At 69.9% G+C, this 13938-nt stretch carries 9 protein-coding genes; 2 read left to right on the forward strand and 7 right to left on the reverse strand.

From position 1 onward, the window contains the following. Positions 1-56: 56 nt before the first annotated feature. From HLB44_RS08935 to HLB44_RS08950, 4 genes are read right to left on the reverse strand one after another with little or no spacing between them, the layout of a single operon-like run. Entirely contained in the window at positions 57-2780 is a 2724-nt protein-coding gene (locus tag HLB44_RS08935) for a virulence factor SrfC family protein (RefSeq protein ID WP_173122187.1), read from the reverse strand. A 3-nt stretch (positions 2781-2783) separates the two neighbouring features. Beyond that, positions 2784-5852: a virulence factor SrfB gene (locus HLB44_RS08940; RefSeq protein WP_173122188.1), complete on the reverse strand. Its 3069-nt coding sequence runs from the start codon at positions 5850-5852 to the stop codon at positions 2784-2786. A 51-nt stretch (positions 5853-5903) separates the two neighbouring features. After that, positions 5904-7070, reverse strand: a complete 1167-nt coding sequence (locus HLB44_RS08945) for a hypothetical protein (protein WP_173122189.1) — start codon at positions 7068-7070, stop codon at positions 5904-5906. 5 nt (positions 7071-7075) lie between these two features. Continuing rightward, positions 7076-8572, reverse strand: coding sequence for a hypothetical protein (locus HLB44_RS08950; RefSeq protein WP_173122190.1), 1497 nt, complete (start codon positions 8570-8572; stop codon positions 7076-7078). Between the two features lie 102 nt (positions 8573-8674). On the opposite strand from HLB44_RS08950, the gene HLB44_RS08955 reads away from it, so the two are divergent. Further along, positions 8675-9697 carry a S1 family peptidase gene (locus HLB44_RS08955; protein WP_173122191.1) on the forward strand — a complete coding sequence of 341 codons (1023 nt, stop codon included), beginning with the start codon at positions 8675-8677 and terminating at the stop codon, positions 9695-9697. A gap of 19 nt (positions 9698-9716) precedes the next feature. On the opposite strand, the gene HLB44_RS08960 is transcribed toward HLB44_RS08955, so the two are convergent. The 3 genes from HLB44_RS08960 to HLB44_RS08970 form a co-directional block, all read right to left on the reverse strand. Then, positions 9717-11828, reverse strand: coding sequence for a right-handed parallel beta-helix repeat-containing protein (locus HLB44_RS08960; RefSeq protein ID WP_173122192.1), 2112 nt, complete (start codon positions 11826-11828; stop codon positions 9717-9719). A 106-nt stretch (positions 11829-11934) separates the two neighbouring features. Then, the gene (locus tag HLB44_RS08965) at positions 11935-13038 is read right to left on the reverse strand and encodes a hypothetical protein (protein WP_173122193.1); all 1104 of its coding nucleotides are present in this window, start codon (positions 13036-13038) and stop codon (positions 11935-11937) included. A 22-nt stretch (positions 13039-13060) separates the two neighbouring features. After that, a complete protein-coding gene (locus HLB44_RS08970) occupies positions 13061-13804 on the reverse strand; it encodes a helix-turn-helix transcriptional regulator (RefSeq protein WP_343051266.1) in 744 nt (247 codons plus the stop codon). On the opposite strand from HLB44_RS08970, the gene HLB44_RS38145 reads away from it, so the two are divergent. Then, positions 13714-13926 (forward strand): NAD(P)H-binding protein, encoded by a 213-nt coding sequence (locus HLB44_RS38145; protein ID WP_343051267.1) that lies wholly within the window; start codon positions 13714-13716, stop codon positions 13924-13926. The genes HLB44_RS08970 and HLB44_RS38145 overlap by 91 nt on opposite strands. Positions 13927-13938 lie beyond the last annotated feature (12 nt).

The following is a 13938-nucleotide window of genomic DNA, read 5'->3' on the forward strand; positions in this document are numbered from 1 at the left end:
GGTCTTCAGTGCGGGCGGTGATACCAATCGAGATCTGATAATGCAACCTCGCGTCCTCAGGTTCCTACCCTCAACGCCACCCCCATCGTCTCCAGAATCTGCCCCAACGCCCGGTTGTCCTCTTCGTCGATCTCGCGCCCACCGGCGAAATTGAGGTTGTCGCGGCCGAGCTGAAGAAGCGCCACGCCCCAGTCAACGAAGAACTCGCGCTCCGGGTGGCCGCGTTGCTCCGGCAGGGCCGGCAGGCTACCCCGCGCCGGCGGTAGGGGCAATGCAAACACCCCGCGCGCCCGCGTCTTCGGCGCCTCCGGCGTGCCCGGCCGGTCGGCTTCGGGCAAGTCGCCATAACCGAGGTACGTCACGTGGTCGTTGACCATCGTCGCGGCGATCGCGGCGGCGCGGTCGGCCACTTCGTCCCAGCGCACGTTCGCTGCAGCCAGTTGCCTGCGGATGCGCTCGGCGATGCGGTCGGCCAGTTGCTGGCGGTGAGCGCCGATCACCAGTTCGTCGGTCAATGCGCCGACGATGGCGGAGTCGAGGCCCAATGCCGTCAGCGCTTTGGCATCCGCTGCCAAGCCGCGCACGCGGTCAGCCCACAGATTGATCACCTGCCCCGCAAAGTGATCGGCCCGGTCACGCTGCCGCCGGATCGGTTGAGTCTTGGCAGGCGCCTTCTTGTTGATCGTCGCCTCGGCATCCACCGCCCAGGGATCATCGGCCCACGGATCGTCCTCCGCCGCCGGTGATGCGGCGACGGGCGCCGCCGCCGGCGCCGTGTCCAGCCGCAGCGAAGCCACGTTGAGAAACGCCGCCCGCACATCCGGCTCCGCCAGCTGCAGCCTTGCCAACAGCAGCGCAAAGTTCCTGAACTCCCGCTCATTGCAAGCCCGATACAGCCGGCGCCGCAAATCCATCAACGCCGCTTCCTTCTCCTTGCGCGACGCATCATCCCCAGCCGCATAGAACACACGCAACCGCGCATCCAGCGCCTGCGCCTGATCCACCAGCCTGCCGGCGAGCTGCCGCGTCTTCAGCTTCGGGCTCAGCACCCGCTCCAGGTTCTCCACCAGGTAGCGCACGCCGCCGTCGTTGAAGGCCATCGCCGAATCCCAGGCCAGCGCCGGGTTGACGAAGTGCTTCCTGCAGCGCTCGGAATCGAGCAGGCCCTGGCGGCTGGCGTTGATGCGCGGGGCGGCTTCGGTGGCGATGCCGAGTTCCTGCCGCGCGTCGCCGTCGCCTTCGTACTGGAACACGCCGGCCGGGCGGAAGCCGGGGTTGCGCAGGAAGTAGGTGTTGTTGAAGGCCTGGCCGTTCCAGTTCTGCAGCCAGTCTTCCTGCTTGTACAGCTGGTACATCGAGGCTTCGAGCCGGGTGTCGATGCGGCTGGCCCAGCTTTCGGGCGTGTCGCCGGGCTTGTCGACGAGCTCGCCGTCGAACTTGGTCAGCACGAAGAACAGCGCGTTCGGCAGTTGCGCACGTGATTGGGCGTTATCACCGTGCGTCTGCGCCACCCACTTGCCGACCAGCGCGGTCAGGTCCTTGACGTCCTGGTTCGAGGGCGGCATGCACAGCAGCATGCAGGTGAGCTCACGCTCTTCGGTGTAGCGCTGGAACAGGTAGGCGATCTTGCCGCGCAGAAGGATGTTGCGCACGCTGAAGGCGCGCTCCTGCGGGTCGGCGGGCAGATCGATGTTCTTCTCGCGTGAACGTGCGCCCGGGAAGTCCAGCAGGTCGGTGTGCTCGAAGAACTGCCACGGCTTGTCGGCCATCACCACCTTGATTTCTGCGACCAGGCCGGTCAGCGTGGCGCGGGCCACCGGCACGGGCGGGCCGTCGCCGCCGCCTTCGCTCAGCTCGGGCACCACGCTGACCAGGTCCTTCTGGTCGTCGAGGGTGCCGAGGCGGTGCTTGAGGATGTCGACGTCGATGATGCTGGTGGTGCGCGGCAGCAGGCAGTTCAATGCCGCGCGGGCGGTGGCAGCGTGGCCCAGCGCTTCGAGCGTCTTGTGCAGCAGCGTGTAGATGGCTGTGAAGTCGGCGTTCTGGCCCCACAGCAGGCTGTACAGCTCGATGCGCTGCGCCGTCGGCAGCTTGTGGCCGAAGCGCGTCAGCGCATCCCAGAAACCGCCGCGCGTCAACGGGCCGATCGACGACGAGAAGGTGCCCTTGAAATACTCGCCGACATCGAACATCACGATCTCGTCGAGGTGCTGTGCGCTGCTCTTGGCCAGCGGCTCCAGCCGCGCGATGACGGCGCGCACTTCTTCTTCGCCCGGCAGCCCGAGCTTGCGGTTGTGCTCGTCGAAATCGGACAGGAAACCATTCCCGAGGATCTTGACCAGGTCCGTTTCGCTCAGCAGCCGCAATTCGACCGGGTGGCTCTTGTCGCGCGAGCCGCGCACGATCGTGAAGCGGGTGACGAGGCCGGTGGCTTCCTTGCCGCCCTCGGGGTTGATCTCGGTGATGAAGTTCTTGGTGTCGCCGGCAAAGTCGGCCAGCAGCGGCGCATCCTTGCTGCGGCCCAATACCGAGACGAGGTAGGACTTGCCGGCCTGGCTGGGGCCGAACACGCCTGCCGAATTGCGGCGGCCGGACGACGCGGCGAGCTTGCGCGAGAGGTTCTCGGCGCGCCGCGTCGCTTCGATCAGTGAATGGCCTTCGTTGGCGACGCGGGTGGCGCTTTGCGACACGCGCGCCACCCAGCCGCGGGCCTGCGAGCTGGCACTGGCCAAGGCGCGGGCGCCGTCGGCGAGGGTCTGCTGGATGGGATCGATGGACATCGGTCAGTTCCCCAGCAGGATGCCCGTGTCGAGCCAATAGCCCTGGGCGTTGTTCAGCGTCTGCAGCCGCAAATGCAGCCCGATGTTCGGCACAGTCTTGCCTTCGGGGTCGACGATGGCGTGGATCGCCAGTGTCGGGTTCTCGTCGTAGCGCTCGCCGGTTTCCTTGTCTTCCTTGCTCTTCGCGCGCTGGCGTTTCAGCGTGACTGAGAGCGGCGTGCGCGGATTCAGCCGGCTCGCGAACTCGGGCGAGCTGTAGTCGATGCTGTACAGCCGCGTCGCCGGCCAGCGGTCAACCGGCAATTGACGGAATCCCAGCGGCATCGGGCCGCGGAATTCGAAGGGCGTTTCGGGAACGTCGTAATCGGCGCGGTCGAGGTCGAGGTTGTTGTAGAACTCGTCGGCCTGGCGCAAGCGGTCGTTCTGATCCAGCTTGCCGAAATAGCGCGCTGTCGATCGCGGCCGCAATTGGTCGGACCGGAAATTGAAGTTCTGCAATTGTCCATTGCCGAGCAGGCAGATCATCGCGCCGACGGCCGCCGTGGTCTTCGGGTCGCCCACGGTGTAGCGGTGGTCGTGGAACGGGTACCACGGGCCGACGCGGAACTGGTGAAGCGGCAGGATGCGGTGCGTCGGCAATGCCGCGCTTTCTTCGAGGATCGCCTGCACAGCGGGCAGGCGCGAGGTGCGGCCGCTCAGGATCAGCACGTCGCAGCGGTAGCGCTGCACGATCTCGCCCAGCGCCTGCAGCATGTCCATGAAGACGCTGCGCACGGTGCGGTCGACATCCGCTGGCGAGACGGTGAATTCCATGTCCTGCAGCTTGAATTCGCGCCGGCCGAGCTTGCTGACCTCGGCATTGAAGTGCTGCAGTAGTTCCTCCGACGGCTGGTTGTCCGCATTGAAGAAGTCGGCGAAGGGCCGCGTCGTCGCCGCGCCGGGGTCGAGCACGTTGAAGCTTTCGTAGTCCTCCAGCAGGCCGAGCGCGATCGGCGCGGCGATCTGCGTCGCGAACTGCTGGCGGCGCACGTAGTCCACCGCCTTCATCTCGCTGTGGTCGCCGCCGAGCAATCGGTTCAGCACGAAATCGGCGCGTTCGCCGAAGCCGCATTCGACCAGCTTGTCGCGGATCGGGCGGATCACGTGCTCGCGCACCACGCGCAGCAGCGCTTCGTCACCCGCGAGGTTGAAGCCTTCGCGGAATTCCTGGAACGGCGTCAGCGTGACGTTGGCGCCGCTGCCGTCGACCGCGATCGAGGTGACGACGAGATCCGTGGTCCCGCCGCCGATGTCGATCGTCGCCAGGCGCAGCGTGTTCGCGCCGGTCGGGCCGTTGCGGTTCAGCGGGTGACGCAGGTCGTCGAAGAAGGCCTTGGCGTCGCCGGAATAGTTGCGCGCGACCTGCGTGTAGAGGTAGACGGCCTGTGTCGCGGTGGCTTCGTCCCACTGCAGCTTCACTTCCGGGCCGGCGGCATCGTTGTCGGCGCGGGTGCGGCCCTCCAGCGTGTATTTCAGGCGCTTGCTGCCGTCGTCGTCGTAGTGCACTTCGGCGAGGCCGAGCGAGAGATACGCCATGTCGCAGGCGGCCTGCGCCTGCTCTTTCAGGATCGCGCGCTCGGCCAGCGGCATCGCGGTGGGCATCGTCATGATCACGCGGCGCAGGCGGCGCGGCAGGTGCGCATTGGTCGGGCGGCGCAGGCGGTGCATCGGTGAATTCATCATCGCGATCGCCTGCACGAAGATCTCGGCCAATGCGAAGGCGGTGAGGTTGCGGCGCGAATACAGCGCGCGGATGGCAGGGAAGCCGCGGTCGGGGTCGGTGGCCAGCGCGACATCGCTGATGCGGTGCAGCGGCTCGCCCAAGTCATTGACCAGCGTCGTGAACATCACGCCGTGCGCCAGGTCGCTTTGCCCGCCATTGCCGTTGGCAGCGGTGTTGAAGCGCCACGAATCGCGGCGCGCATCTTCATCCCACAGGTAGCGCTTCGGGCTCGACAGGCCGGACGAGCCTTCGGTGCCGCTGCGCTGCGCGGCCAGGCGCTGCGCTTCGAGGCCGACGCGCACGACGGTCGGCCAGCCGAAGGCTTCCGAGCGCCCGCTGCGCACCGACAAATGGTCGCGCCCGAATTGCGCGCGGGCGAATTCGAAGCGGCTCGGGAAGGGCTCGGCATACACCTGCTCGGCGCGGCTCAGATCGCGCAATTGCAGCTTCACCGATTTGGTGATGTCGACGCCCAGTTGCTCGGGGTCGGATTCGATCAACAGCCCGCAGCTGCGCGAATTGCCGAGGTCCAGCACCAGGTCGACATCGATCGGCGGCGTGCGCGGTTCGGTGATGCGGTCGACCAGCTGGAAGGCGGGCAGGATGTCCAGCGCGTACAGCAGGTCGACATAGGCGCGATAACGGGCGATGTGCTCGTTGCTGCCCTGCATCTGCTCGTGGATCTCGTCGTTGCTCAACGCGCGCAGCGAGAAGCGGCGGCGCTTGCGCTCTTCGCGCGCCAGCATGTCCTTGAAGGTTTCGAGGCACCAGTCCTTCAGCCAGTCTTCGGCGTAGAACCAGTCGATGTTGTCCTTCGGGCCCGGCAGCGCGAACTCCTGGCCGGTGCGGGCATCGCCGGGGCAGGGTGCCAGGTAGGCCTCGTTCTCGACGAACTCCAGCAGCGTGGTGTCGGCGGCCAGCACCAGGCGGTAGTGGTGGCCGTCGTCGTCGGGCGTGTCCAGCTTGGCCAGGTAGCCGCGCACCCAGTTGGTCGGGCCGCGGTAGAAGCCGTGGGCCTCGCGGCGCAGCAGCGGCAGCGGCATCCACGTGCGGTCGAACATCTGCTCCAGCGCCTTGATGTCCACCGAGTACGACTCGACGACGTCGCGCGGCACCTCTTCGTCGCCACGGCGCGCCAGGCGCGGCGAGCGGTCGTTGTTCAGCGTGGTGTGCGGGTCGTGGAAGCCCCATTCGGTGGGCATGCCGCCGTGCTTGTCGATCGAGAAGCCGAAGTCCAGGAACTGCACCCCGCTGCCGGGGATCAGCGGCACGACATCGGGCAGTTTGTGAAGCAGCTCGTTGAGGGCCATGGCGCTATGTTGGTCCGGTCTTAGGCTTCAGGGCAAGGCGGGTGGACCCGATCATCGCAGGCGGCGCAGCGGGGCTTCCCACTTGTGGCCGTCGCTGTTGACGGCGTAGCAGATGGTTCTGCCGCTGGGCTCGGTCTCGCATTCGTGGCGGCTGCCGCCGATGTCGCGGCCGCCGCCGCTCACGTCCTTGCACGGGGCGCGGTCGAAGACCAGCTTGCGGCCTTCGATGCGGGCCTTCAGCGGGCCGCGGCAGTCGGGTGCCGGCTGTTGGCCATAGGTGCGCTCGACGCCGTTCACCTGGCCGGTGCCGTCGCGCTTGAACTGCAGGACCATGCGGTAGGTGCCGATGATGTTGTCGGCGCGGCCGCGGTAGATCGTCAGCCGGCGCTCGCCCATCTGCCACAGGCCCTCGAGGAACGAGAGGTCGCCGCGCTCCAGCGCGCCCGGCGGGATCTGCAGCTGGGCGCCGGGGTCCAGGGTTTCGGTCTTCGGCGCGGCGGGGTCGTCGACCGGGGTGCAGAACTTCAGCGCCAGCAGCGCGAGCAGCAAGAGCAGCAGCAGCAAGGCGAGCAGCCAGGGCAGCCAGGCGCGTTTCTTCGTGACCGGTGCGGGGGTGATGGGTGGTTCGGCGAGCGGTGGCTCGGGTGGGGCGAGCGGGGCGGCGACGGGCGCCTCGGCGAGCGGCGCTGTAGATGGCGCGACTGGTGGCGCGACGGGTGGCGCGGCCGGCGTCGCGCTCCACGCCTCGGGCGCGCTCGGGTCGACGCTGCCCGTCTGCGGATCCTCGAAGCCCCAGCAGGCGATCACCGGCTGCTCGCCGACGAAGTACAGGAAATCGCCATCGGCAGGCACGCGCCGCGCCTGGTCGAGCAGGCTGGCGAAGGACGCGGCACTGCTGTGGCGGTCGCCGCCCTCGCGGCGGAAGCGACTCGTCAGATCGTTCAGCGCATCGTGCACCGCCTGCACTTGCGCCTGCGCTGCGGCGGCTTCGTCCGGCGACAGATCGCCGCGCCGGCGCACCGCACCGGGCAGGTCAGTGCTGTAGCGCAGCTCCCGCAGCTGCGGATCGATCGCCGGCCGTGCGAAGTACGCGGCCAGCAGCGGCTGGCGTTGCGCCAGCAGCATCGCCTGCAGCTGCACGTGCGAGCGATACGCTGGCGCGCCGAAGGCCCCGAGTGGCCGGTAGCGTTCCAGATCCTCTCGGAGCAGCTCGGCCACGTCGTCTACTTCTTCTGGATGTCCATGTAGTAGCGGCTGCCGTCCGGATTGACGCCGTAACACTGCGTCTGGCCGTTGCGCTCCTTCTGGCATTCGATCTTCGGGGCGGGGTACGACTCACCACCGGGGCAGGGGACCGTCTGCTGGCCTTCGATGCCGAGCTTGCCGCCTTGCATGCGCCCGCGCACCGGGCCCTTGCAGACGCTGCCATCGGAGCGGCGCAGCGTGATCTCGCCCTGGCCGTCCTTATCGAAGTGGAACGACAGGTCGACCGGCTGCTTGCTGCGCTTGTCCAGCAGCGGGTCCGGGGACTTCCAGTCGCCTTCGAGGAAGTCCATCTTCGGCGGCGCTTGGCGCGTCTTCGGGTCCTTCGGCAGGTCCGGCAGCTTCATCGACTTCGGGTCGAAGGGGGTGTTGGGCAGCGCGGGCGGATCGGTCGTGCCGCGGTCGGGCTTCGCGGGATCCAAGGGGTTGCCGGGCTTCAGCGGGTCTTCCTTCGGCGCTTCGGGCAGGCCGCCGCTGGGAGGCAGCTGGGGCAGGCCCAGGCCGTCACCGGGCGCCGAGGCGCCGGGCAGGCTGGGCAGCGGGCCGGCTTCGGTGCCGCCCGGGCCGACAGTGCCGCCGGGGCCTTCGGTGCCACCCGGGCCGATCGGGCCGCCAGGTCCCACCGCGCCGCCCGGGCCCACGCCCGGCGTCACGGGGGCCACCGGCGTGCCATCCGGGTTCAGTGGCGCCGACCCGCCGGCCGCGGGCTCGGAGGCCGAGGGGCCGAGCGGCGGCACGACCGGCGCCTCGATCGGCAGCGGCGCGCAGCCGCGCCAGAAATACAGCAGCGCCAGCAGCAGCAACAGCGCGAGCAGCAGCCACAGCAGCCACCACCACCAGGCGCGCTTCTTCGCCGGCACCACGGCCACCGGCTCGACCGGCACCGGTGCAATCGCCGGCGGCGGCGGTTCTGCCACCGCGGGCGCGGCCACCGCGGCCGCCAGCGGCAGTGAGGCTGCTGGATCGACGCTGCTGCCGTCGTGGTTCTCGAAGCCCCAGAAGGCGATCACCGGCTGGTCGCCGACGAAATGCAGGAAGTCGCCGTCGGGCACCTTCATCGCCTGCTCGAGCAGGCTGGCGAAGGCCGCTGCGCCACCCGGCTGCGCGGCACCCGCCGGCGCAGCGTTGCCGGCCTGGCGGCGCAGCTCCTGCGCGTAGCCCAGCAGGCTCTCGCGCAGGCGCTGCAGAGCCGGCTCTCGCTCGGCGCGCTCGGCCTCGTCCATGCGCGCCCAGGCGCGCGCCGTGCCCGGCACCTCGGCATGCCAGCGCAGCTCACCGGCGTCGGGGTCGAAGGTCGGCCGTGCGAAGTAGTTGGCGGCCTCCAGCCCGAGCTTGCCGCGCAGCATCGCGCGCAGCTGCACGTGGCTCTGCCAGGCCGGCTTGCCGAAGGCGCCGAACGGGCGGAAGCGATCCACCCTGTCGTGTGCCAGTTGCGCGCCCGTTGTGTTGGAGTTCATGGGTGGGGCCTGTGGCGTGGCACTTTACTGTGCGGATGGCATGAAGCAAGCGCTTCCGGTGAGTAGACTCGGTTCGTTCAACAGGGGCTGGGCCGCTCTCCCATGAATCGCTCTGTGCGCAACAACCTCATCGGCGCGCTGCTGGTGCTGCTGCTGCTGGCATTGGTCTTCGGCTGGTGGTTGTTCAACCGCGTCGATCCGTCTGCCACGTCGGCCCAGCGCCTGCTGGAGTTGCGCAAGCAGCAAGAGCAGCTGATGGCCCAGCTGGCCAACGTGCCGTCGAAGGAGCCGCGCGACTGCCCGCCCGGCCAGAAGCTGCAGTTGCTGCCCGCCGGTGGCGCCGCCTCCAGCGCGGTCGGTGCGGCCAGCGAGCCGGCGATCGCTGCCGCCTCGACGCCCGATCCCGGCCCCGCGCCGGCCGGCGGCGAGGCCGCGGTGCTCAGCGCGGCGGCGCTCGCCCAGCGCCTGGAGATGGCCACCGCGATCGTCATCGTCGCCGGGCAGAACGACCTGGGCAGCGGCACCGGCTTCTTCATCACGCCGAACCTGCTGGTGACGAACCGCCACGTCGTCGAACATGTGGCCGGCAAGCGCCTCTTCGTGACCAGCCGCGCGCTCGGCACCCTGCGCCGCGCCAGCGTGGTGACGGCCACCTCCAGCTCGACCATCGGCGCGCCCGACTTCGCGCTGCTGAAGCTGCACGACGGCACCGCCTCCGGCACGCTCGAGCTGGCCAGCGAGGTCAGCAAGCTGGCCACCGTCGTCGCCGCCGGCTACCCGGGCGTGGTGCTGCGCAACGACGCCAACTTCCGCCGCCTGATGAGCGGCGACCTGTCGGCCGCGCCCGACCTGAACCTGACGCAGGGGGCCGTGCAGTCGCTGCAGGCCGGCGCCAATGGCCTGCCGCTGGTGATCCACACCGCGGCGATCTCGCAGGGCAACTCGGGCGGCCCGCTGGTCGATGGCTGCGGCCGCGTCGTCGCGGTCAACACCTTCATCAACGTCGACCAGCAGAACTCGACGAAGACGCACTACGCGATCCGCAGCGCCGGGCTGGTGGGTTTTCTCGAGTCGGCGGGCGCGAGCACGAAGATGAATCCGCGCGCCTGCGGGGCGAAGGGCTGAAGCCGCGCGGCGCGCTGCATCAATCGCACTTCAGCGGATAGTCCGTCGTCAGCAGCGTCTTGCAGCGGTTGCCGCCGCCGTCGATCACGACGCCGGGCACCGGGTTCGGGCCGAAGTCCGGCGCGAACAGCGTCTGCCCGAAGTCGTTGTTGCGGAACAGGTTGCGGGTGATGATGAAGTCTGCCGGCTGCGCTGCGCGCTCGCCGGGCAGTGACGAGATGCCACCGCCATAGCCGAGGCGGTTGAACAGCGGCATGTAGGCGCTGAAGCCCGCGGTGACCAGCGGCTCGATGAAGCGATTGCCTTCGAACACGTTGTCGCGAAACTCCACCGCGGTGTCCGCCGGCAGCAGGTCCTTGTCGTCGCTGCCCGCGGCTCGCAGGCCGTAGCTGCGGTAGATCAGGAACAAGGACGGCGACCGCTGCACGGTGTTGTCCGCGATGGTCGAGTCGACCACGCTGGACCAGTACCAGCCGCCGATGCCGCAGATGCCGGTGTCGACGATGCGGTTGTGCCGGATGGTGGCGCCGGCCAGCTTGCCGACCCACTCGATGCCGCAATCGAAGAAGCCGCTCATCGTGTTGTGCTCGATCACGGCGCCGGTTTCGTCCTGCAGTACGAAGCCGTCGTCGGCGCCGTTCCACGGCCCCGGCACGCGATTCCAGCTGCCTTCGAGCACGTTGGCAGAGAAGTGGTTGTTCCTGCCCCAGGTGCTGACGATGTTCCCGGGGACGATGCTGCTCCCCGTGCCCGCCGGCGCGGTGATGCGGTTGGCATACACGGCGTTGCCGGTGCCGTAGCGCTGCTGGTAGGTGCCGCTCGAGATCATGTTGTTGGCGAAGACCAGCGCCGATGTCCCGACCGCATTGATCACGGACGCAAATTTCGCATCCAGCGGGGACACCTGCAGGCCTGTCAGGCTGCCCCGGGATGCGTCTTCGATGTCGATCCACTGGATCGTCAGCGCGCAGTTCTTGACCGAGAAGTTGCGCACGCGGCTGATGCGCAACGCGGTGCTGAGGTTGACCCGGTTGCCGCGCAATGCGTGGCCGGCACAGTCGAGCTGCACGCCGTCGACATCGTGGATCGACACGCAGGCGCCATCGGTCGCGTCGAGGTCCTTGGTCAGCACGTAGCTGCCGGCAGTCGTGATCTCGCGGCAGGCGCTCACCGGCACCGGCGCCTGCGCGGAGACCACCGTCAGCACGGCCGGCGCACTGGTGACGGCGCCGCCGCCGTTGGCCACCCGCACCCCGTACGCGACGCCGTCGTCGCCGTAGCCGGCGGCGGGGATGGCCAGCGTGTTGGCCGTGGCGCCGGCGATCGGCGCGCCGGCGCGGTACCACTGGTAGCTGAACGGCGGCGTGCCCGCGGCCTGCACGCTGAACACGAAGCCGCTGCCCACGGTGGCCGATCCGGCGAGCGGCGGCACCGCCAAGGTCGGTGCCGGCGGATTGACCGTCAGGCGGGCCGCCTGGCTGACGGTTTCGCCAGCGCTGTTGATCACGCGCACGCGAAACTGATGTCCGCTGGACGAGAGGTCCAGGGAAGGGGCCACGTAGGCGGCCCCGACGGCGCCGGTGATGTCGGCGAAGCTCGCGCCGCCATCGGTGCTGCGTTGCCACTGGTACGCGGCCACGCTGCCGGCGATCAGTTCGATGCCGAAGCGTGCGCCCGTGCCGGTCACGGTCGTCGTGTCGCGCGGGTGTGTCGCGATGACCGGCGGCGCGCAATCGGTCGGGTAGACCTGGCAACGGAAGTCGAACAGCGTGCCGACGTCCAGCACGACGCCGTTCGACACCGGCCCCAGCACCGCGACGGTCTCGCCGGCGACGCCGACGTAGTTCCCGGTGTCGGGATAGTGGCGATAGAGATAGGGCGGCGACGAGCGTGTCGTCTCGTGGCGAGGGAACAGGTGGGGATAGGCCTGCTCGGCCCAGTCGAGCAGGGTTTCGACGTCCGGCTTGCGCGGCGCCGGCACCTGGGGCGGCACTTGGGCCACTTGCTGCCGGTTGTCTTGTTGTGTCGAGCGGTCGATTTCGCCGCCGCCGCCGCAGCCGCCGAGCAGCGCGCCGGCCAGTGCAACGAAGATCGCCCGCGCCGTTCGGCGCACGAAGTGCTGTTGTCCCATCGCCGCTCCTCCCCAGGTCAGCGTCTGGGGCCGATGATGCCAGCTCATCGCGCAGGCGCGACCGCGACGGTCGCCCCGTCGACGAAGCAGACCTCGGTCGCCCGGGTTACGGCATCGCGCGCGGCGCGGGCTCGCTCTCGCCCAGCGCGCCGAGCGGGCCGCCGGGCGCCCGGCCGGCACCGGGCTGCAGGTCTTCGCCGCCGACGTCGCGGCTGAAGCCGGCGCCGGCGGCAGCGCGGTACTGCTGCACCCAGGCGCTCACCGCCTTGGTGTGTTCACTGCGGACCGGGGCGGCGGCGAGCGCGGCCGGCCGCCAGTCGGCCGCGCTGCCGGCGTCGCGGCCCAGCATCGGGCGCAGCCAGTCAGTGCGCTGCACGCGCAGGTAGCCGTGGCGGCGCTCGGCGAAGAAGAGCGTGGCCGACAGTGCCGGCCCGGTCGGCACGCTGCCGCCGAGGCTGTTGACGGTGGCACCGGCCTGGTCGCCGGCGACGCCGCCGCTGAGCACGAAGCCGCCCACGGCCCGCAGCGTCACGCATTCGCTGCGCATCGCGTTGCCGGGCGTCGCCGCATGCAGCAGCTGCGCCGGGTCGTTCTGCGCGGCGCAGGTCTCGATGTCGGTCCAGCGGGTGTTCGCGGTGGCGCGGCGGTTCGCGGTGGCGGTCAGCACCGAGCGCAGCTCGCTGCCGGCGAACTTGCCGAACATCAGCGTCGTGAGCTCGACGCCGCCGGTGCTGCGGTGGTCGACGGCCGCCAGCGCGATCCATTCACCCGCGGGCAGCACGATCTGTTTCTTCGAGCCAGCCCAGCCGACCGTCAGCACGCCGGGGCCGGTGAAGCGGTCGCCGAGCTGGTGGCTGATCGCGCCGCTCTCGCCGGCCTGCGCGAAGTGCCGCAGGCTGCGCGGTGCGGCCGGCGGGACGGTAGCGGCGACGGCCGCCGGCGCCGCATGGACCGGCGCGGCATGGACCGGCGCGGCAGGCGCCGGGGCGGCGGCAGCCGGCGCGGCGGGGGCGAGCCGGCCGAGCGCCAGCCGCGCCAGCGCTGCGTAGTGGCCGCTCGGATACGCCGTCAGGTAAGCGGCATAGGCCTCGGCGCTGCCGAGCCGCTCGGCCGAGCGCCAGAACTCCACTTCAGCAGGCGCCTGGGCCCGCGCGGTCCACGAGCAGGCGGCCAGGCAGGCAGAGATCAGGAGCAGGCGTGAACGCGACATCGGGCGATTCCGGTGGAGGTGGTCAACGGATTTCGGCGCCGGCGGCGCGCGCTTGAGCGCCGCGCGCCGCGCCGGGCGCGATGCCGGCATGGCGCTTGAACGCGCGGCTGAAGGCGGCTTCGGAGCGATAGCCGGCGCGCTCGGCGACATCGGCCAGCAGCGCGCCGGGGGCCTGCAGCCAGCTCTGCGCGAGCTGCATGCGCCATTGCGTGAGGTACTGCATCGCCGGCATGCCGACGCGTTCGGTGAAGCGCGCCGCGAAGGCCGAGCGTGACATCGCTACCGCCGCCGCCAGCGATTCGAGCGTCCAGTCGCGCGCGGGCTCGCGCTGGATCAGCGTGATCGCGCGGCCGATCTGGCGGTCCTGCAGCGCGCCGAGCCACCCGGTCTGCGCCTGCGGGGCCTGTGCGATCCAGCCGCGGATGGCCTGGATCACCAGGATGTCGGCGAGCCGCGTGATCACCGTCTCGCCGCCGGGGCGCGGCTGGCGCGCTTCAGCGGCCATCAGCCGCAGCGTGCCGTGCAGCCAGTCGGCATCGGGCACGTCGGCGGCATCGATGACGATCTGCGGCGGCAGCAGCGAGACGAGGTGGCGTGCGGCCGGATGCTCGAAGCGCACGGCCGCGCAGACCATCGGTCGCAAGTGCCACGGCGGCGCGCCGTCGGTCTCCCCAGATCGCTGACACCGAACGTCAGGAAGCCGCGGTGCGCGCCAGCGGCCTCGACCGGACGTTGATCCAGCCGGTGCACCTGACTGACGACGCAGGCGCCGGCGAGCTGCTCGCGTCGCTCGACGGTGCGCTGCGCAGCCTGAAGATCGCGCGGCGGCTGGTCGGCCGTTGCCTCGCCGACGCGCTGCGGCAGCCGGCGTGGCTGGGCGGTCGGTGACGCTGTCGGAAG

This window comes from Pseudaquabacterium terrae (assembly GCF_013266755.1).
GTDB classification, from domain to species: domain Bacteria; phylum Pseudomonadota; class Gammaproteobacteria; order Burkholderiales; family Burkholderiaceae_C; genus Pseudaquabacterium; species Pseudaquabacterium terrae.

What these genes read in the sequence shown, in the direction of transcription:
- HLB44_RS08955 (WP_173122191.1), top strand. Translation starts at nt 8,675, where the DNA reads ATGAATCGCTCTGTGCGCAACAACCTCATCGGCGCGCTGCTGGTGCTG.
- HLB44_RS08935 (WP_173122187.1), bottom strand. Translation starts at nt 2,780, where the DNA reads ATGTCCATCGATCCCATCCAGCAGACCCTCGCCGACGGCGCCCGCGCC.
- HLB44_RS08940 (WP_173122188.1), bottom strand. Translation starts at nt 5,852, where the DNA reads ATGGCCCTCAACGAGCTGCTTCACAAACTGCCCGATGTCGTGCCGCTG.
- HLB44_RS08960 (WP_173122192.1), bottom strand. Translation starts at nt 11,828, where the DNA reads ATGGGACAACAGCACTTCGTGCGCCGAACGGCGCGGGCGATCTTCGTT.
- HLB44_RS08950 (WP_173122190.1), bottom strand. Translation starts at nt 8,572, where the DNA reads ATGAACTCCAACACAACGGGCGCGCAACTGGCACACGACAGGGTGGAT.
- HLB44_RS08965 (WP_173122193.1), bottom strand. Translation starts at nt 13,038, where the DNA reads ATGTCGCGTTCACGCCTGCTCCTGATCTCTGCCTGCCTGGCCGCCTGC.